Origin of the sequence: Embleya sp. NBC_00888, from assembly GCF_045207655.1 — a bacterium.
Classification (GTDB): domain Bacteria; phylum Actinomycetota; class Actinomycetes; order Streptomycetales; family Streptomycetaceae; genus Embleya.
Genome location: NZ_CP108784.1, coordinates 1,788,045 through 1,807,691, shown reverse-complemented (window position 1 = coordinate 1,807,691; position 19,647 = coordinate 1,788,045). Strand labels below are relative to the sequence as shown.

Annotated in this window: 9 protein-coding genes; 4 read left to right on the top strand and 5 right to left on the bottom strand. The window is 73.0% G+C overall.

Going from position 1 to position 19,647, the window contains the following annotated elements:
• Positions 1-31: 31 nt before the first annotated feature.
• Complete coding sequence (locus OG948_RS06995; RefSeq protein ID WP_406294683.1) at positions 32-823, bottom strand: SDR family NAD(P)-dependent oxidoreductase; 792 nt, start codon at positions 821-823, stop codon at positions 32-34.
• 135 nt (positions 824-958) lie between these two features.
• Between OG948_RS06995 and OG948_RS06990 the strand changes: the two genes are divergently transcribed.
• The 3 genes from OG948_RS06990 to OG948_RS06980 all read left to right on the top strand — a co-directional run bounded on the left by OG948_RS06990 (position 959) and on the right by OG948_RS06980 (position 2,705).
• Positions 959-1,564 carry a TetR/AcrR family transcriptional regulator gene (locus OG948_RS06990; RefSeq protein WP_406294681.1) on the top strand — a complete coding sequence of 202 codons (606 nt, stop codon included), beginning with the start codon at positions 959-961 and terminating at the stop codon, positions 1,562-1,564.
• A gap of 61 nt (positions 1,565-1,625) precedes the next feature.
• Positions 1,626-2,321 (top strand): glycerophosphodiester phosphodiesterase, encoded by a 696-nt coding sequence (locus OG948_RS06985; protein ID WP_406294679.1) that lies wholly within the window; start codon positions 1,626-1,628, stop codon positions 2,319-2,321.
• Positions 2,322-2,489: 168 nt separating this feature from the next.
• The gene (locus tag OG948_RS06980; protein WP_406294677.1) at positions 2,490-2,705 is read left to right on the top strand and encodes a hypothetical protein; all 216 of its coding nucleotides are present in this window, start codon (positions 2,490-2,492) and stop codon (positions 2,703-2,705) included.
• 69 nt (positions 2,706-2,774) lie between these two features.
• On the opposite strand, the gene OG948_RS06975 is transcribed toward OG948_RS06980, so the two are convergent.
• Positions 2,775-4,475: a SulP family inorganic anion transporter gene (locus OG948_RS06975; RefSeq protein WP_406294675.1), complete on the bottom strand. Its 1,701-nt coding sequence runs from the start codon at positions 4,473-4,475 to the stop codon at positions 2,775-2,777.
• 1,464 nt (positions 4,476-5,939) lie between these two features.
• Between OG948_RS06975 and OG948_RS06970 the strand changes: the two genes are divergently transcribed.
• Positions 5,940-7,721, top strand: a complete 1,782-nt coding sequence (locus OG948_RS06970; protein ID WP_406294673.1) for a serine/threonine-protein kinase — start codon at positions 5,940-5,942, stop codon at positions 7,719-7,721.
• Positions 7,722-7,806: 85 nt separating this feature from the next.
• On the opposite strand, the gene OG948_RS06965 is transcribed toward OG948_RS06970, so the two are convergent.
• From OG948_RS06965 to OG948_RS06955, 3 genes are read right to left on the bottom strand one after another with little or no spacing between them, the layout of a single operon-like run.
• Positions 7,807-8,982: a hypothetical protein gene (locus tag OG948_RS06965; RefSeq protein ID WP_406294671.1), complete on the bottom strand. Its 1,176-nt coding sequence runs from the start codon at positions 8,980-8,982 to the stop codon at positions 7,807-7,809.
• A 29-nt stretch (positions 8,983-9,011) separates the two neighbouring features.
• Positions 9,012-11,603, bottom strand: a complete 2,592-nt coding sequence (locus OG948_RS06960) for a right-handed parallel beta-helix repeat-containing protein (protein WP_406294669.1) — start codon at positions 11,601-11,603, stop codon at positions 9,012-9,014.
• Positions 11,604-11,610: 7 nt separating this feature from the next.
• Positions 11,611-19,638, bottom strand: coding sequence for a hypothetical protein (locus OG948_RS06955; RefSeq protein ID WP_406294667.1), 8,028 nt, complete (start codon positions 19,636-19,638; stop codon positions 11,611-11,613).
• Between the last annotated feature and the right edge of the window lie 9 nt (positions 19,639-19,647).

Here is a 19,647-nt window from a genome sequence, read left to right as displayed (position 1 = left end):
TCGCCCGGGCGGCGCGGGAAGCGGGGGAGGCTCAGGCGGCCTTGAGCGCGCCGCCGTCGACGAGGTGGTCCGTGCCGGTCACGCTGCCCGCGAGCGGGGAGACCAGGTAGGCGACCGCGGTCGCCACCTCGGCGGGCTCGACGAAGCGACCGGTGACCATGCCGGTCGCGCCGGGGAGCGCGGCGAGCAACTGTTCGTGGGACAGGCCCATGGATGTGGCCAGTTGGGCGCCGTAGCCGTCCGGTGCCTCCCACATCGCGGTCCGCACGGCGCCGGGGGAGACCGTGTTGACCCGGACGCCCCGCGGTCCGAACTCCTCGGCGAGCGCCTTGCCGAACGCGGTCAGCGCGGCCTTGGCGGTGGTGTACGTCACCGGCCCGCCGTGCGGCATTCGGGCGCCGATCGAGGAGATGTTCACGATCGCGCCGCGCGCGTCGAGCAGCGCGGGCAGCGCGGCGCGGGTGGTGCGCACGGCGGCCAGGAAGTTGAGCTCGAACGAGGCGAGCCACTGCTCGTCGGTGAAACTCAGGAAGCCGCCGGTCTGATCGTCTCCGCCCGCGTCGCCGCCGCCGACGTTGTTGACCAGGATGTCGAGCGGGCCGAACTCGGCCGCGGCGCGTTCGGCGAGCCGGATCGGCCCGTCGGGTCGGGCCAGGTCCACGGCCATGGTCAGGGCGCCGGTCGCGGCGAGTTCCGGGGTGAGGGTGCGGGAGGCGGCCAGGACGCGGACGCCCTCGTCGACGAGGGCGGACACGATCGCCAGGCCGATGCCTCGGCTCGCGCCGGTCACCAGGGCGGTCTTGCCGTCGAGACGCAGGTCCATGAGGGCTCCTCGGGTAGTGCTGTGCTGCCTGCCGCGAAGCACTAAATGGTGCTTCGGTGATGCATTGAACCTAGAACATGCATCATTGATGTTGCAAGTAGGGACTGAGCGGCGACTTTGTCGTACAGTTCGACGGTGACTTCGAAGGCGAGTGGTACCGGGGATCGCACGCGACCGCTGCGCGCGGACGCGGAGCGGACCGTGCGCGCGATCCTGGAGGCGGCCGAGCGGGTGCTGAGCGCCGATCCGGCGGCCACGATGGAGCAGATCGCCGAGGCGGCCGGGGTGGCCAGGACGACGGTGCACCGGCGGTTCGCCACCCGCGAGGCGCTGGTCGCGGCGATGAGTGTGTGGGCCGCGCGACAGTTCCACGACGCGGTGACGGCCGGGCGGCCGGACACCACGCCGCCCGCCGTCGCGCTGTACCAGGTCACCGCGAACGTGCTGCGGGTGAAGCTCGCGTGGGGCTTCGCGATGACCGCGCGGCGCACCGACGACCCCGAGGTGGCGCACGTGCACGCCGACGTGCTCGATCGGTGCGATCGGCTCTTCCGGCGGGCCAGGGAGGCCGGGGTGCTGCGTGCGGACGTCGACCTGGACTGGACCCGGCGGGTGTACTACGCGCTGATCCACGAGGCCGCGCAGGACGACCGGGGCGAGGACGCGGACGTGCTCGCGACCCGGATCGTGGACACCCTGCTGCGTGGATTCGGCGGGCCCGACGGCGCCTCGGCGCGATGAGCCCGGGCCGGTCGGCCCCCGTGTACGGTGTGCCCGCCGGTCCTCGATCGAGAGGTTTGTCGTGACCCTGGCCGTGGCCCACCGAGGCGACCCCCGGCGTTTTCGGGAGAACACCCTGCCGTCGTTGGCGAGTGCCCTCGACCAGGGCGCCGACCTGGTCGAGATCGACCTCGAGATCACCCGGGACGGGCACTTGGTGCTCCTGCACGACGCGACACTGCGCCGGTTGTGGTGGCGCAACGCGCGGGTCCGGGACCTGACGTTGGCTCAGGTCCAGGAGATCGGCCGGCGCGGGAAGTACCGGGTGCCCAGCTTCGACGAGGCTTTGGAACTGATCAAGGGCACCCGGGGTGGGTTGATGGTCGACTTCGGCGAGATCGAACTGGCCGAGCCGGCCGTCGACGCGGTCGACCGACACGGAGTGAACGAGCGGATCCTGTACGTCGGCGGGCCGGTCGCGATGAGCCGGGTGCGCGAGCACGCCACGCACGCGCACATCGGGCTCAGCGGCGACTCGTTCGCGCGTGTGCCGGACGCGGCGGTGCTGCGCGACCTGCGGCCGGAGTACATCAACCTGCGCTGGCGGGCGTACGACGCGGCCTCGGTCGAGCGTTGCCACGCGGACGGTTATCTGGTGAGCGCGTGGACGGTTGACTCGCCGCGGGTGATGCGCCGACTGGTGGCGATGGGCGTGGACATGATCATCAGCAATCGCGTCGGGCGGCTGATCGGCGTGCTGGCGGAGGGGCAGGGCTGAGCCCTCGGGCCGGACGGCGGGGCCGGGCGGCAGGACCGGACGGCGGGGCCGAGCGGAATGGTGCCGCGCGGGTGGTCGTCGCGGGTGTCTCGTGCGCGGCGGTTACCGTGGCGGGGCAGTCCGGGCGCGTACCCCGGAGGTCTGCTCCGCCCGACGCGAGGAACCGTGATGACCGAACCAGCCCCGGAGCCCGGCGCGACCGGGCCGTCCGCGCCGTCCGCGCCCGTTCCCCCGACCGCTTCGCCCGCGGTGGTGTCGCGGCGGCCTCGGGAGACGCAGAAGCAGACCGAGAAGGGCATCCTGATCTGGCTCTGCTTCTTCCTGTTCGTCACGCACATCATCGGCGGCGTGTTCTGGCTCGCGTTCCACTACCTGGGCGAGTAGCGGCGGGCTCCCTCGAGGGTTTCCCTCGACGGCCTTGAGGAGCGGGCTTGCGGGGCGGCGAGCGCGCCGTCAGTGGGCGGCCGGTTTCGGGCGGTCGGCGCGGGCGAGTTCCCGGGCGTGCCGGATCGCGCCGCGCGTGTCCGGGAAGACCAGGTGGTCCCGGCGTAGATGCTCGGCGATCCGCAGCGCGTCCAGGACCTGATCGTGGTTCGGCTGGACGCCGGAGAGCAGTACGGTGACGCCGCGCACCTCCAGGTCGGTGATCGCCTCGCCCAAGACACCGGCGCCGGTCGCGTCGATCGCGGTCACCCGGGACATCCGCAGGACGACCACCCGGACGTCGTGCACTTCGGACAACCGGGTGAGCAGGCGGTGCGCGGCCGGGAAGAACAGCGGCCCGTCCAGGCGGAACACCGCGATGTGGCCGGTCGAGGGCCCGGGCGTGCCGCGGGTCCCGGCCCCGGCGTCCTCCTCCGCGTCGTCGGTGGGGATCGGTACCGGCTCCAGTCGGGCCGAGCGGGTCACCTGGCGCAGCGCCAGGACGACGGCGAGGGCGATGCCGATCACCACCGCGGTGACCAGGTCCACCGCGACGGTCACCACGAACGTCACCGCGAGCACGGCGGCGTCGGCGCGCGTGGAGCGAGCCAGCGCGGTCAGCGTGGAGACCTGGACCATGCGCACGCAGGTGGCCAGCAGTACGCCCGCCAGCGCGGGCAGCGGGATGTGCGAGACCAGGCCGGCCGCGCTGAAGACGATCACCGCGAGCACGACGGCGTGGGTGAGCGCGGCGAGCCGGGAGGACGCGCCGGCGCGGACGTTGACGGCGGTTCGGGCGATGGCCGCGGTGGCCGGTACGCCGCCGAACAGGGGCGTGGCCAGGTTGGCGATGCCCTGGCCGAGGAGTTCGCGATCGGGGTCGTGGCGTTGGCCGGTCGTCATCCCGTCGGCCACGCTCGCGCACAGGAGCGACTCGAGGCCGGCGAGGGCGGCGACGGCCAGGGCGGACGGGAGCAGGACGACCAGCATCGACGCGTCGAGGAAGGCCAGGGACGGGGCGGGCAGGCCGTTGGGCAGGCTGCCGATCCGGGCCACGTCGAGGGTGGGCAGGGCCTCGGCCAGGAGGGTCGCGGCGGCCACCGCGAGCAGCGAGAACGGTACGCCCGGCCGCCATCGCGCGCCGACCAGGAGCAGTGCGGCGACGCCGAGGGCCATCGCGGGCGCGTCGGCGTCCGGGTGTTCGAAAAAGCGGAGGGTGGCGTGCCCGGCGACCTGCCACACCTTCTCGCCCTTGCCGGCCGCGCCCAACGCGGCGGGCACCTGCTGGAGCGCGATCACCACGGCGATGCCCGCGGTGAAGCCCTCGACCACCGGCAGCGGCAGGTACTTCGCGGCCCGACCCAGGCGCAGTACGGCGACCACGACCAGCAGTACGCCGGCCATCAGGCCGACCATCAACACGCCGTCGGTGCCGTGCCGTTGCACGACCGGGACCAGGACCACGGTCATCGCCCCGGTCGGTCCGGACACCTGAAGGTTGGACCCGCCGAACACCGCCGCCAGCGCGCCCGCGACCACCGCCGTCACCAGCCCGGCCTGCGCGCCGACCCCCGACGCCACGCCGAACGCCAACGCCAGTGGCAACGCGACCACCGCGACGGTGAGACCGGCCAGCAGATCCCGCCCCGGCGCGCGGCGTATCGCCGGCAGATCACCGGGCCCCGGCAACAACCCGGCGACCCGGCCCCATCCCCTGAAGAACGCTTCCATCAACGCCCTGACCTCTCGTCGGCCGAGGCGACCCCGCACCCGTTCGGGCATGCCGAATCGCCATACCCCGCACACCGGTTCGTGTGCCGCGTACCCGGCCCAGGTCCGGGCGCCCGGGTCCGGGCGCCGTCGCATCGCCCTCACACGTGGGGGCGCGGACCCCTCGCGGGGCCGTGGGAGATCGGGTGTCGTGTGATCCGTGTCGTCAGGTGGTCCACATCCGGCGAATGCGCGAATCGCGGCGCGGCCCCATGGCGGGGGCACTCTCGCCTCTACGCCGACCCTAGCAAGAAGTGATGATCAAAATAACCGATAGTCCTACATCCATCACGTTCCGCACCCAACCACCACGCTACCCCTGGCGGGGGGCGAGACGGGGGCGAGACGGGGACGAGACGGGGGCGGGGCGAGACGGGGACGAGACGGGGGCGGGGCGAGACGGGGGCGAGACGGGGGCGGGCGGGGCGAGCGGGACGGGACGGGACGGGACGAGCGAGACGGGGCGGGTGGTGAGGAGCGGGGCGAGACGGGGACGAGGCGGGTCGGGCGAGACGGGACGGGGCGGTGAGGGGCTGGTTGGGGCAAGGCGGTGGCGGTGGATGCGGCTTGGGGTGAGACGCAACGCCCCCGCCCGCAACCGAGCGACGGGCCGGCGAGGCCCGGCCTCCGGGTCGGTGCGCAGGGGTTCGCACGGCGGGTCGGGACGGGGTGGTGGATGCGGCTTGGGGTGGGACGCAATGCGCCCCGGCCACAGTCGAGCGACCCGGCCGGTGAGGCCCGCGGCTTCCCGGTCGGCGCGCAGGCGCTCGTATGGCGGGTCGGGGGACGGGGCTTGGGGTGGGACGCAATGCCTCCGACCACAGTCGAGCGACCCGGTCGGCGAGGCTCGTGGTACCCGGGTCGGCGCGTGCGCGCTCGTATGGCGGGTCGGGGGGCGGGGCTTGAGGTGACGCAATGTGCCCCGGGCACAGCCGAGTGATCCGGCCGGTGAGGCCCGCGGCTTCCCGGTCGGCGCGCAGGCGCTCGTATGGCGGGTCGGGGGACGGGGCTTGGGGTGGGACGCAATGCCTCCGACCACAGTCGAGCGACCCGGTCGGCGAGGCTCGTGGTACCCGGGTCGGCGCGTGCGCGCTCGTATGGCGGGTCGGGGGGCGGGGTTTGAGGTGACGCAATGTGCCCCGGGTACAGCCGAGTGATCCGGCCGGTGAGGCCCGCGGCTTCCCGGTCGGCGTGCTGGCGCTCGCATGACGGGGTGGTGGATGCGGCTTGGGGTGGGACGCAATGCGCCCCGGCCACAGTCGAGCGACCCGGCCGGTGAGGCCCGTGGCTTCCCGGTCGGCGCGTGCGCGCTCGGATGGCGGGGGATGGGGTGTGACGGGTGGGGGTTGGTTCCCGGTGAGGGAGTTGCCCACGATGCGGCCGGCGATTGCGGGGGTGGGAGTCCGGATTTGTAGGGTGTGCCGCATGACCCCGGGTGTACCTGGCAGACGCGTGATCGACGGCCGCTTCGAGTTGCTGGAGCGGCTCGGTGGTGGCGGCATGGGATTGGTCTGGCGGGCGCGTGACCTGGCGCTGGAACGCGAGGTCGCGCTCAAGGAGGTCCGGCCGCCGGACCCGGCGCTGCTGGAGGACGATCCGACCGCCGCGCGGATGTTGCGCGAGCGGGTGCTGCGCGAGGCCAGGTCGCTGGCCCGGCTGAATCACCCGCATGTGGTGACGATCCATCACATCGTGGACGCCGCCGAGGTTCCGCACCCGTGGTTGGTGATGGAGCTGGTTCCGGGCGGCTCGCTGCACGACCGGTTGATGGTCGGGCCGATCCCGCCCGCCGAGGCCGCCGTGATCGGCCGGGGTGTGCTGTCCGCGCTGAGCGCCGCGCACGCGGCCGGGATCCACCACCGCGACGTCAAGCCGGGCAACGTGTTGCTGCGCGCCGACGGCAGCCCGGTGCTGACCGACTTCGGTATCGCCGCGCTGCGCGAGTCGACGAGTCTGACCGCGACCGGGGACCTGATCGGCTCGCCCGAGTACATCGCGCCCGAGCGCATCCGCGGCGAGGAGGACAACGCCGCGTCCGACCTGTGGTCGCTGGGGATGATGTTGTACGTGGCGGTCGAGGGACAACATCCGTTGCGCCGGGCGACCAGCCTGGCCACGCTCGCCGCGGTGTTGACCGAGACGGTGCCGGCGCCGACCCGCGCGGGTGCGCTGACCCCGGTCCTGGAGGCGTTGCTGGTCCGCGATCCCGCGGCCCGCCCGGACGCGGCGCACCTGGATCGGCTGTTGGCCGAGGCGGCCGGCGAGCCGACCGGGCGGCCCTCGTCACAGCACACCACGTCGGCGCTGCCGGTCGCCGACGCCCTCGCCTGGCAGCCGGCCGACCTCGGCGGCGGTCGCGCGGCGGACACGGGACCGGCCTGGTCGGGCGCGGACCGGGTCGACGCGGACACGAACTCCGGCGCCTGGCAGACATCGTCCACCCCGCCACCGTCGTCCGTACCGCCTTCCTCGCGCTATGCGACGCCGTTCACCCCGGCCGAACCCCAATCGCCGGACCGGCAGCGGGTCCGCCGAACCCGGATCATCGCCGGTTCCGCGGTCGGCACCGCCCTGGTCGGCGGGTTGGTCGCGCTGGTCCTGGCCTCCCAACTGGGCGACACGGGTTCGGACTCGAACACGAAGGCCGGCGCCGGCAAGCAGGGCGGCGACAGCGCGCGCCCCACCCCGTCGCCCTCCGTGCCGGGAATCCCGGTGGACTCGATACCCACCCGGCCGTCGGCGACGCGCACCACCAAGCCCCCCGCGGAAACGGTGAACCTGCTCACCCCGACCGCCATCCGCGGCCTGATCGACGCCATGGCCCCGGTGATCGGGGGCACCAAGGTCAAGGAACTCAACGTCTACGACAAGTACGCCTTCACGGAGGCGCCGGTCGCCGGCAACGCCCGCCTGTACGACCGCTTCTCCTACCGCGACGGCGTCACCAAGAAGGAATCCGGCTCCGGGACCGACCGGGACGACAAGACCATCGACCTGACGAAGGTCAACTGGGACGCGCTGCCGGCGCTGATCGCCAAGGCCGACAAGGAACTGGGCATCACCACGCCCAAGAGCCGCTACGTGATCCTGGACATCGGGCTGATCGACCGGGTGCCGGCGCTGAAGATCTACGTCAGTGACGACTACGGGGGCGGCTATCTGCGGGCCGACCTGGACGGCAAGGTCGTCAAGATGTACCCGCGCTGAGCGGCGCCCCCGTGCGACGCCGGTACCGGCCGGGCCGCGAAGGGCCCGGCCGGCGGGAAACGGCCGGCAGGAAGCGGCCGCCGGGTCAGCGGTCGTAACAGAGCACCCGCGCCTGGCCCGCGGCCAGATGCGCGTACGTCTTGTCCGAGCCCACCCAGTCCTCGCCCCGGTTGACCATGCGCAGCACCACCTTGCCGTCCTTGACCGGCAGGCTCACGCCCTGGATCCAGGCGCCGCGGTGCGCGGTCTGGTCGACGGTGAAGGTGGACCGGACCGGAGCGGAGCCGCTGTCGGTGTCCAGCACCTGGTAGAACGCGGGCTTGCCGGCCGCGTCGCGCCAGGTGGAGCCGCCGGGCACGTACACCTGCACCGAGCAACTCTTTGCCTTGGCACCGGCGTTCCAGGTCCATACCGCGGCGACACTGGAGTCGTCCTTGGTCTTGGAACCGGACATCGGGATCGCCCAGAAGTCGTCCCCGCACCCGGCCGTGCCCAGGCCGCCGCTGCCGACCTTGTACCAGCCTTCCTTGCCGTCGCTGTAGTCGCCCTGTACCCGGAATCCGGCGCCCGAGTTCGAACATCCCAGCCCGGCATAGCCGTTGTAGACCTGCTGCGGTCCCTGGGCCGGGGCCACCGGCGGCTTGGCCGGAGTGCTCGGCGGCGGCACCGGCGGCTTGGCCCCCGACGTGGTACCGCCACCGCCACCGCCGGCGACCGGACCGCCCGGAGTGGACCCGCCGGCCCCGGGGACGGCGGAACCGCCGCCACCACCACCGCCACCCGCGCCACCACCGCCCACCGCGCCGCCGCCCCCGCCGGCCGCACCGCCGTTGTAGGCCACCGAGCCGCCCGCCCCCGTGCCGGGCACGCCGCCCGGCTGGTAGCCGACCGGCGCACCGCCGGGCGGACCCTGCGGTGCGGTGGGCGTGCCGTCGGCACCGACCGGAACCCCCTCGACCGGAGCCGGTTCGGCGCTGCCCGGGGTGCCCCAGCCGGCGGGCGTACCCGGCAACGCGGCGTTCGCCGCGACGTGTTGCACATCGCGGCGGGGGTGCGAGGCGGCGGTGCCGGGCGCGGCCAGCAGCGGCACCAGCACGATCGCGCCGGTGGTCAGCGCCGCGGCGCCGCCGATCGTGCCCCAGACCCGCAGGCCGGGCACCGGGCCTCGGGCGCCCGCGCCGGGTCGGCGGGCGAAGGTGGCCGCGAAGCCGTTCGGGTCGTCGGGGGAACCACCGTTGTGCGGGCGGTTGTTGGCGGGCACGGGGACTCCAGGTGTCGGGGGGACGGTGCTCACGCGGTCGCGCCCGCGAGGGACGCGGGCAGGTCCGCGACCTCCAGGGCGATCAGTTGGGCCGCGTCGGGGTTGTCGAGTTCGGCGACCCGGCCGGCCTGACGTTCCGTCATCTCCTGGAACGCCTGACGGGCCGAACGCCCGTTGCCGAAGCCGCCGCCGCGGGTCATGCCGGCGAACAGCGCGAGCAGTTCGGTGCGCGCGGCGGGGGTCAGTTCGTAGCGGTGACGCTCCGCCTGGTGCTCGACGATGGCCACGAGCTGCTCGGCGTCGTAGTCCTCGAACAGCAGCGTGCGGGTGAATCGGGAGGCCAGGCCCGGGTTGGAGGACACGAACCGGTCCATGTCGTCGGGGTATCCGGCGGCGATTACCACGACGTCGTCGCGGTGATCCTCCATCAGCTTCACCAGCGTGGCGATCGCCTCGGAGCCGAAGTCGTTGCCGCCCGCGAGCGGCGACAACGAGTAGGCCTCGTCGATGAACAACACGCCGCCGATCGCCCGGTTGAACGCCGCGGCGGTCTTGGGCCCGGTGTGGCCGACGTACTCGCCGACCAGCGCGCTGCGGTCGACCTCGACCAGGTGGCCGTGGCCGAGCAGGCCGAGCGCCTTGAGCAGCCGGCCGTACAGCCGTGCCACCGTGGTCTTGCCGGTGCCCGGGTTGCCCGCGAAGACCAGGTGCCGGCTCAGCGGCGGCGCGGGCAGCCCGGCCTCGACCCGGAGCCGGACCGTCTGCATCAGCTTGGCCATCGACGCCACGTCGCGCTTGACCCCGTCCAGGCCCACCAGTTCGCCGAGTTCGGCGAGCAGGTCGGGCAGGCTCTCCTCGACCACGTCGGGCAACTCCGGCACGGACGCGGCGCCGGCCGAGGGGCCCGGCGCGGTGCCCGCGGTCGCGGCGGTCGCGAGCCGCGCATCGGTGCCCGCGCCGAGCGCGGGATCGCAGTCGTCGAACACCGGCGCGGCGTTCGGGTCCGTGCTCAGGTCGTCGGTGCACTCGCGCACCCGGCAGCGGCGGAACAGCGGATCCGCGCCGCCGCCCACGTGCAGCGCCGCGTAGCCGGCGCCGATCACGTCGCACCCGGTGAAGGTGCCGCCGGCCTGCTCGGCGACGTACAGGCCGTTCTTGCCCGGCCGTTCGATCCGCAGACCGTGCACCGTGGGACGGGCGCCGGTCCACACCACCAGGCCCGAGCCGGTGCAGTCCTCGATCGAGCCGCCGGCGAGCTCGGCCCGCGAACCCGCGTCGAACACGATGCCCGCGGCGCCCGCGCCGGTGACCCGGTTGCCGGCCAACTCGGCGACGCCCTCGCCGGTGACCTCGATCCCGGTCCGCCCGGCCGCGCGCACCGTGCAGCCGGACACCCGCGACCCGGTCGGCGAACCGATGCCGATCCCGGTCGCGGTGTCCGCGACCAGGCAGCCGGAGAGCGCCGCCGAGGACCGGCCGGTGACCGCGATCCCGGTCATCGCGGCGGCCGAAACCGTACAGTCGGTCAGCTCGACCCGGGCGGTGTCCGCGGTGTGCACGCCGTGCTCGGGAGTGCCCTGGACCCGGCAGTCGGCCAGCTTGAGCACGGCGGTGCCGGCGGCGTGTACCGCGCCGTAGCCGGAGTCCAGGATCCGGCAGTCGGTCAGGTCGGCGCCCGCGCCCTCGGTGAGCAGCACGCCGTTGGTCGCCGAGCGGCGCACCGCGCAGCCCTGCGCGACCACCCGCGCGGTGCCGTCGAGCACGATGCCGGCCGCTGCGGCGTCCAGGATGCGACAGTCGGTCAGCTCGGCCCGGGCGCTGCCGCCGAGCCGGATGCCGGCCGCGCCCGGCGCGCTCACCCGGCTCTCGCCCGCCACGGCCGAGGACGCGTCCTCCAGCAGCAGGCCCACCCGCCCGCAGCCGTGCAGCACCGAATCGGTCAGCCGCAACATCGCCCGGCCGCGCAGCCGGATGCCCGAGCCCGACGTGGCTTCCAGGCGCAGCCGCGCCACGCCCACCCGCGCATCGCCCGACAGCACGATCCCGGTGCCCTCGATCGCGCTCACCTCGACGTCCTCGACCCGGGCTCGCGCGTCACCGGACACATGCAGGCCCGCGAGCCGCGCGCCGCGCACGCGCGTGCCGGTGAGCAGCAGCGCCGAGGTGCTCCCGGCGGCCGTCGGCGCGGCGTCCAGGTCCGGATCGGCGCCGTCCTCGTCGGGTCGGTCCGGCCCGCCGCGCACCTCGACCCGGCCGCCCGTCACCGTGCAGTCGGCCAGGATCAGGCCCGCGCCCGGACCCACGCTGACCGCCGGCGCGTCGGTGCCCGCGCCGTGCACGCTCAGCCCGCGCACCACGCAGTCCGCCGCGTCCACGGTGATCGCCGGTCCCCGGTCGGTTGCGGTCAGCACCACCTCGCCGCCGCCCGGTTCCGGACACAGCGTCACCGACCGGGCCAGCACCAGGGATTCGGTGTAGTGGCCGGCGGCGACCCACACGGTCGCACCGGGGGCCGCGGCCAGGACCGCGTCCGCGATCCGGCGATGCGTGCCGCGGCCCTTGGCGGCCACCCGGACATCCGGCACGCCGGCACCGCCCGCTCGACGGTCGACACTCGACATCTGTGCGCTACGCATCCTTCCGCTGGTACCAATCCGGGTTCATGCCCGCGCGCACCTGGGGCAGCAGCCACCCGTTGAACATCTTCTCGCCGATCTTGAAGCCGATGTTGAGCAGGAACTCGGTGGCCCCCTGGCGGTGGAAGAACCGACCGCCGGCGGCATTGAGGAAACCGATCCGGGCGAGCGAGACGCTGCCGGTGCTGAGCACGCCGGACAACGATGCGATCGCGCCGTCGCCCAGCGCCTCCCAGCCGGAGAGCTTGTGGGTGACGCCGTCGGAGTCCTTGACGCCGAACACGCTCGCGTTGATGCTGCCGTTGACCAAACCGGCCAACAGGCCGACGCCGGCGCTGTAGCCGAAGTCGTAGGTGCCGCTGCGCCAGCGCACCGCGGTCTCGTTGCCCGCCCACTCGTTGGCCCAGGTCTTGTCGTGGTTGCCCGGCTTGCGGTTCCAGTGCTTGCCGCCGTCGATGTTGCCGTAGCCGCTCTTGAAGTCGCCGAGCTTGCGGAAGCCGTCCATCTTGTTCTCGTGTACGAAGGCGCCCACGCCGCCCTTGACCACGCCGCCCACGGCCGCGTTCAGCGCGGCCTTGGCCCAGTCGACCTCGGACAGGCTCTTGCCCTGGGCCCGCGCGTTGATGTCGGCGACGATGATGTTCGCGGTGAACTCGATCGCGAACTCCTGGGCGAACTCCACCGCGAGCTTCTTGACCAGCACCGACTTTCCATAGCTCTGGTAGGCGGCCTCGGCCAGGGTGATGGCGCCGGTGCCGGTGGGCGAGATGCCCGGGAGCCCGGCCAGCGCCGAACGGAACTGCGTCGCGTCGATGCCGACGGTGCTGCCCGACCACGGCATGCGCTGACCCTCACGGATCCGTCGCACCCAGCCGCGCACCTCGGTCACCTGGCCGCGGAAGTCGTACTCGCTGCCGATTACCCGCCACCGGTTCAGCGAATCGTTGACGATCACCGCGCCGCCGTCGGTGCGCCGGGCCTCCAGGTGGCCGTTCGTGTCGTAACGCCGCCACTGGCCGCGCCACGCGTCCGTCTCCAGGAAGTAGAGCTGGCCCTCGGGCGTCCTCTTGGCCTCGCGGGTGCGGACCACAGTGCCGTGGTCGAACTCCTTCCAGGTGGCGGTGTTCATCGAGGTGCCCTCGTTCGGTCCGTACTCGCGGACGCGCGCCGGTGCGTCGGTGATGTGCGGCGGGGTCTCGTGGATCACCGACGTCACGCCCGCGTTCACCGTTGTGTCGCGGAAGAGCAGGTTCTTGCCGTCGAGCGGGGTCGCCTGCCAGGCGCCGGCGCCGTGGTCCGCCTTGGGGTTCCACCAACTGCGCACCCGGTCGCCCTCGCTGGAGACGATCCCGCCGGCCCGGTTGTACTTCTGCCACGTCCAAGTGTCGGTGCCGGGCACCCTCCACGAGTCGACGTACCGGCCGCTGTCGAGCATGCGTCGCTCGCGCACCGGGTTCTTCGCCGCGTCGAAGTCCCGGAACGAGTCGTCGAACGGCAGCTTGGGGTCGTCCGAAGCACGGAAGAGCACACGCTTGCCGGACTCCTGGATCTCACCGGCGGCGTTGACCCGTTCCCACTGCCAGGTCTTCGCGGTCGAGGAGCCGCGCGCGATGATCGTGACCGAGTTGCCTTCGGCGAGCTCCCATGTGTCCTTGCGGCCGGTGATGTAGCCGTGGCTGTCGTACTCGACCCAGTTGCTGCTCGGGTTGGCCACGTGGCCGGCGCTGCCGGGAGCGGGGGGTTCCGGCGTGGTGTAGTGGCGGACGTTGCCGTTCGGGAAACCCTCGCGCACCACCGCCCACTGGGTGGTGCCGTCCGCACCCACCACCGGACGCAGGTCCTGCCAGATCGCCCCGCCCGGTCCGTTGGGGGTCTCCAGCCGGTAGCCGACCTCGTCGCCCCGGCTCCACGGGGTCGCCCCGGCGGGGGCCGAGGGGTGCGGCGTCACCGAGTCGCCGATCTTGAGCGTCGTGCCGTCGGCCAACTTGGCCTGCGAGCGGGCGAAACCGCCGTCGGCCAGGATGTCGAAGGAGCTGCCGTCGTCGCCGACGAACCGGACGCCGCTGCTGTGCAGGACCAGGTTGCCGTCCGCGTCCGGGACCGACTTCTCCCACGTGAACACCTGGTAGCGGGTGTCGGAGGCGAGGAACGAGTGGGTGCCGGTGGGTTCGACCCTGTGGTTGCTCAGCCACTTGCGGGCCCACTGGGGCGGGCGCTGCTCGGAGATGCGGGTCGTGGTGAACGTCGAGCCGTCCGGCTTGACCTCGTGCTTGCCGGTCTCCTTGCCCTGCGGCGAGTGCTCGTCCCAGGACGCCTTGCGGATTCCGGCGCTGTCCAGCGGGTGTTCGAGGTAGTGCCGGGCGTGGTCGGTCCGGTGCATCGGACCCCACTGCTTCTGGACCACTTCCCCGGCGTGAGCACCGGTTGTCGGCCCGTGCCGGTCGCTCCAGCCGCCGTCGCGGTGCGGGGTGCGCGGACCGCTCGCCAACTCCTGGCTCGCGCCGTCGTAGCGATGCCAGGTCCAGCCGTCTGTGCCCTTGACGCCCAGCGTGTGTCCGGCCTTGTCGCCGAACTTCTGGAGTGTGTCCCGGAATTCGCGCACCGTGACGAAATGCTCGTTGACGTCCGTGTAGCCGAAGCCGGACGTGTCGAACTTGCGCGAACCCTTGTCGACCGGGACACCGTCCGTGCCCCACTCGACCCACTTGGTGCGTTGGCTGAACGAGCCGAAGCCGTTGAGGTCGGTGCGCCGGAACGCGTCGAGCGTGTTCCCGTTCGGCAGCAGTCGGCGTTCGAAGACGACCGCCTTCCCGGGGGTGTTCGACTTGAGCTGTATCCGACCGTTGGCGGCGCCGTGCAGGTCCGCCGTGCCGTGTTGGAAGTCGTTGGGGGTGAAGCCCCGGTCGGGGGACTGACCCGGGCGGAACTCCTGGCGCCAGGTGGGTGTCGGCGCGGTGTGGTCGACGATGTATTGGTGCTTGGTCAGCCGACCGTCGTCGAGCACGTTGAAGCCCTCGCGGGTGACCGTTCCGTCCAGCCGGAACTCGTGGAACTCGCCGTGGCGCACGGTGTTCGGGTGCACGACCTCGACCCGGTAGCCGGTGTGCGTGCCGTTGGCGTCGGTGAGCCGGGCGAGCTGTTGCTCCCGCGGGAGCGGAGTGCCGTGCGGGTCGGTGAGGGTGTCGCCCACCACGAACCGGGTTTGGCCGGTACCGCCCAGCACGGTGCCGCGTTCGAAGGCGCCGGTCGTGGTGTCGTAGCGGACCGAGTGGCCGGTGGTGGTGTCGGTGACGCGGAAGCCGTTGTCGACGGTGGTGAGGTTGCGGTCGGTGACCCGGGTGCCGTGCACGTCGGTGAGGAACCGGTCGGCGCCGTCGCCGACCACGAAGCGGGCTTCGCCGGGACCGCCGATGGCGATGCCGTGTTCGGCGATCGAACCGTCGGCGAGGTAGCGGGTGGACTGGCCGGCGACGGGCTCGGTGACCCGGAAACCGCCGCCGTTGAGCGCGGTGACCTCGATGTCGGTGACGTGTATGCCGTGCGTGTCGGTGAGGATGTGGTCGGCGTCGCCGCGGGCAACGACGAAGTGCGCCTCGCCCTCGCCGCCGAGCAGCGTGCCGCGCTCGAAGGTGCCGTTGGTGGTGTCGTAGCGGACCGAGTGGCCGGTGGCGGGGTCGGTCACCCGGAAGCCGTTGTCGACGGTGGTCAGCGTACGGTCGCCGACCGGGGCGCCGTGCAGGTCGGTGACGGTGCGGTGCGCGCCCTCGCCGGTGACGAAGCGGGGTGCGCCGGGGCCGCCGAGCGCGATGCCGTGTTCGGCGACATGGCCGTCCGCGGTGTAGCGGGTGCTGTGGCCGCCGACCGGTTCGGTGACCCGGTGGCCGCCGCCGGCGAGCGGGGTGACCTCGACGCCGGCGACGGGATTGCCGTGCACGTCGGTGAGCACATGGCCGGCGTCGCCGCCGACGATGAAGCGGGGCTCGCCGAGTTCGGTCAGGGCCATCCCCCGGTCGACCACACCGCCGTTGGCGTCGTAGCGGACGGAATGGCCGGTGGCCGGGTCGGTGACCCGGTAGCCGTTGTCGATCTCGGTCAGGGTGTGGTCGGTGACCGGCTTGCCGTGCACGTCGGTGAGTACCGGGGGCCGGCCGTCGCGGAACACCACGAAGTGCGCCTCGCCGGGACCGCCCAGTGCGACGCCGTGTTCGGCGACGCTTCCGTTGCCGCGGTAACGAGTGGTTGCGCCGCTGCCGGGTTCGGTGATCCGGTATCCGCCGTTGACCGCGGTGACGTCGACGCCGGTGACGGGGTTGCCGTGGATGTCGGTGAGGACGTCGCCGTGGGTGATGAAGTGGGCTTCGCCGACGCCTTGGAGGGCGGTGCCGTGTTCGACGATGCTGCCGTTGCCGGTGTAGCGGGTGCTGTGGCCGCTGCCGGGTTCGGTGACGCGGTGGCCGCCGCCGTTGACCGCGGTGATGTCGACGCCGGTGACCGGGTTGCCGTGGATGTCGGTCAGGATGGGGCCGTGCTCGCCGGGGACGATGAAGTGGGCTTCGCCGGCGCCCTGGAGGGCGATGCCGTGGTCGGCTACGGCGCCGTTGCCGGTGTAGCGGGTGCTGTGGCCGCTGCCGGGTTCGGTGACACGGTGGCCGCCGCCGTTGACCGCGGTGACGTCGACGCCGGTGACCGGGTTGCCGTGGATGTCGGTCAGGATGGGGCCGTGCTCGCCGGGGACGATGAAGTGGGCTTCGCCGGCGCCCCGGAGCGCGGTGCCGTGTTCGACGACGCTGCCGTTGCCGGCGTACCGGATGGAGCGGCCCGTGGCGGGATCGGTGACCCGGTAGCCGTTGTCGATCGGGGCGAAGGTGTGGTCGGTGATCGGCTTGCCGTGGGCGTTGGTCAGGACCGGCGGTCGCACGTCGCTGTGGACCACGAAACGGGGTGCCCCGGTCCCGCCGAGCGCGATGCCCCGCTCGGCGATGGCCCCGTCGCCGCGATAGCGGATGCTTTGGCCCCCGGCGGGGTCGGTGACCCGGTAGCCGCCCCGCACCACGGTGACGTCGACGCCGGTGACGGGCGTGCCGTGCGCGTCGGTGAGGAAGGGGTGGCCGGTGCCGTTGTCGACGACGAACCGGGGCTCACCCGGTGCGTGGAGCGCGAGGCCCTCGTCGAGGACGGTGCCGTCGTTGCCGTACCGGACGGAGCGGCCGGTCGCGGGGTCGGTGACCCGGTAGCCGTCGTTCACCGTTGTGCGGATGACCGCACCGTCCAGCCCGGTCGAGTCGAGGCCGACATGCAGGGCGGTGATCGCCGTCGGCGGCGGGACGCTCCCGGCGACCGGTGTCGTCGACAGCACCGGTGACCCGCCGCCGGCACCGTGCCCGCCGCCGGCACCCTGCCCGCTGCCGCCGACCAGCCTCGGACGCTCCAGCAGGCTCTCCGCCTGCGCCTGGGCCAGGCTGCGGTCGATGTGGGCCGGGTCCACGCCGAGTTGGTCGAGGCGGGTGAGCGCGGTCTCCACCTTGGTCGAGGCGTGGTCCACCGCGAGCCGGGCGTCGCGCTCGAACGGGGACGGCTTGGAGGACCCGCCGGGGCGGATCTCCAGGTCGTGCGACACCTGCTGGGCCCGGCCCAGTTCGTTGCGCGCCGAGGCCAGGTCGCGCCAGGCCTCGATGCGGCCGGCCCGCAGCGGATCGTCGGCTTTGCCGAACACCGCGCCGATCCGGTCCGCGTCGCGCTGCCACAGCTGTTCCAGCTGGGTCGGGGAGAGCCGGTTCGCCGGGCCGGCCGGCCCGCCGCCGAGTGCCGGCGGGGTCGGCGCGACGGCGACCTGGTTCGCGGTCGGCGGGCCGGGGCGCAGTTCGGCGCCGGCACCGCCCGGGCCGTGCGGCGGCGGTGCGGGGGGCAGCGTGCCGGCGTTGGCGGGCGAGTCGAGGCGCAGCGGCGTCCTGGGGCCGTGGTCCAGCAGGTTGAGCGCGCTTCCGGCATGGTCCGGGATCGGCGCCGTCGGCGGCGGGCCGCTTGCCAGGGCCGTCGGGGACGGCGCGGACAGGCTCGTCGACGTGCCGAACTCGGTCGGCCTGAGCTCCACATGCGGGCCGGGCGTGCCGTGGCCGCGCAGGCCCGGGCCGGTCAGGCCGTGATCGGCCAGGCCCGAGGCGGGCAGACTCGGCGCCGACAGGCCGTGGTTGGTCATGCCGGCCGCGGGCAGGCCCGGCGAGGTCAGGCCGTGGTTGATCGCACTCGGGTTGATCAGGTGCCCGACGCCGGCGCCGCCGCCCGGGACATGGCCGGTGACCGGTGACGGCATGTTCGGGCGGTGGGCGGCCCCGGTCTGGACCAGGTCGAGCGCGGACAGCGAGGTCGGGGACGGGGTGTGCGTGACGCTCGGGAGCGCGGACGGGGTGGGCAGCGCGTGCACCGCGCCGGCCGCGCCGGTGGTCGGGGAGAGCTGCCCGATCGGGGTGACCGCGTTGAGCTCCATCCGGGTGCTTCCCGCCGGCGTCGGCAGCTTGGCCCAGTCGCCGATCTGCACCATCTTCAGATCACGCGCGCCGATGTCCACGAGCGCGTCCATCCGGCGCACCGCGTCCGGCGCGAACTGCATCACCTCGCCGAAGGAGGTGGGGATGTGCAGGCCGCCGGGGGATGTGACGGTCAGGTTCGTCGGCAGGTCCAGGCTGTTCAGCCGCAGTTCGTTCGCACCGAACCCGGACCAGTCGCCGGCCCGGATCCGGGACAGTTCGCCCACCGACATCTCGGGCAGCGCGCCCACCCCGTGCGGCGGCGGCGGCGTCGGGATCTGGCTCAGGCCGCGCCCGCCCGCGGCCAGAAGCGGCGAGCCGTAGCGGAACTTGCCCAGCACGCCGCGCTCGTAGAAGCCGATCTGCAACGCGCGCTTGAGGCCGAACCGGCTGATCTCGGCCGCGTCCACCGGCAGGATCAGCCGCAGCCACTTGGTGCCGCCGAGTTCGCTCTTGAGGAATTTCCAGGTGCTGCCCGCGGCTCCCTTGATCATGCCCGGCAGGCCGCGGAACAGGGCCGGTATCGCCTTGAAGCCGTTGACCACCGCGAGGCCGCCCTTGCCGAGCGCGGAGCCGACCCAGGACGGCAACTTCAGCGCGGCCCCGCCCACCCACAGGGCGCCCGACTTGACCCAGCCGCCCGCGAGTCGGGCGAAGTCCTTCAGACCCGGGATGAACGCGAAGGAGCGGAACGCGCCCGCGCCGAAGGTGCCCTTGAGGGCACCCCACGCGGCCTGGGCGAAGGGCTTGATGCCCTTGTTCCAGAGGAACTTCGCGCCGTCCTTGAACAACTTGAGCAGGTTCAGGCCCTTGGTGGTCGGCGCGATGATGCCCAGGCCGGCCAGGAACAGGTCCAGCAGTCCGGCCTTGCCGTGCGCCACGTCCACCGCGGTCTTGACGAACAGGACCAGGTTGATCCCGATCGCGAGCAGCGCGAGCGGGCCGCCCAACAGCAGCGCGGGCAGGATCAGGATGATCGCCAGCCAGTTGAACGCCTCCCAGAACAGGTCGCAGTTCGACACCGGCTGCTTGATCCCGGTCGCCGAACCGTTGAGCACCTTCGCGGCGGCCTCGGCCTGGGTGCGCTGGGTGCCACCCGCGGTGCGCGCGGTCGTTCCGTAGGTGGCGCGCTGCGGGTCCTCCAGGGGCAGGTCCCGGCCATGGGACAACGCCGTGTCGGCGACCTGCTGTTGGGTCTCCATCACGTCCACGTAGGTGTGCAGCGCCTTGGCCGAGTTCTCGAAGGCGTCCGCGATGCTCGTCACGAACTCCCGGAGCGGGCCGCTGATCTTGTCCCGCAGCGCGTCGGCGGTCTGCCCGACGAAGGCGCCTTTGCCGGTCTTGTCCAGGACCGAACCCAACGCGTCGTCGATCTCGCGGGCGACCCGACCCAGGCTCTCCATCGAGGTGATCAGCGTGCGCAGCCGAACGGGGTCGCCCGGAGTGGGATCGGTGCTCAGGCCGATCGCGTTCCAGTCGGTGGGGCGATTGCCCATGACCCGTCG

Bases quoted from the DNA above. Each gene is read 5' to 3' on its own strand.
- OG948_RS06995 (WP_406294683.1), bottom strand. From the start codon at position 823: ATGGACCTGCGTCTCGACGGCAAGACCGCCCTGGTGACCGGCGCGAGC.
- OG948_RS06980 (WP_406294677.1), top strand. From the start codon at position 2,490: ATGACCGAACCAGCCCCGGAGCCCGGCGCGACCGGGCCGTCCGCGCCG.
- OG948_RS06975 (WP_406294675.1), bottom strand. From the start codon at position 4,475: ATGGAAGCGTTCTTCAGGGGATGGGGCCGGGTCGCCGGGTTGTTGCCG.
- OG948_RS06970 (WP_406294673.1), top strand. From the start codon at position 5,940: ATGACCCCGGGTGTACCTGGCAGACGCGTGATCGACGGCCGCTTCGAG.
- OG948_RS06960 (WP_406294669.1), bottom strand. From the start codon at position 11,603: ATGTCGAGTGTCGACCGTCGAGCGGGCGGTGCCGGCGTGCCGGATGTC.
- OG948_RS06955 (WP_406294667.1), bottom strand. From the start codon at position 19,638: ATGGGCAATCGCCCCACCGACTGGAACGCGATCGGCCTGAGCACCGAT.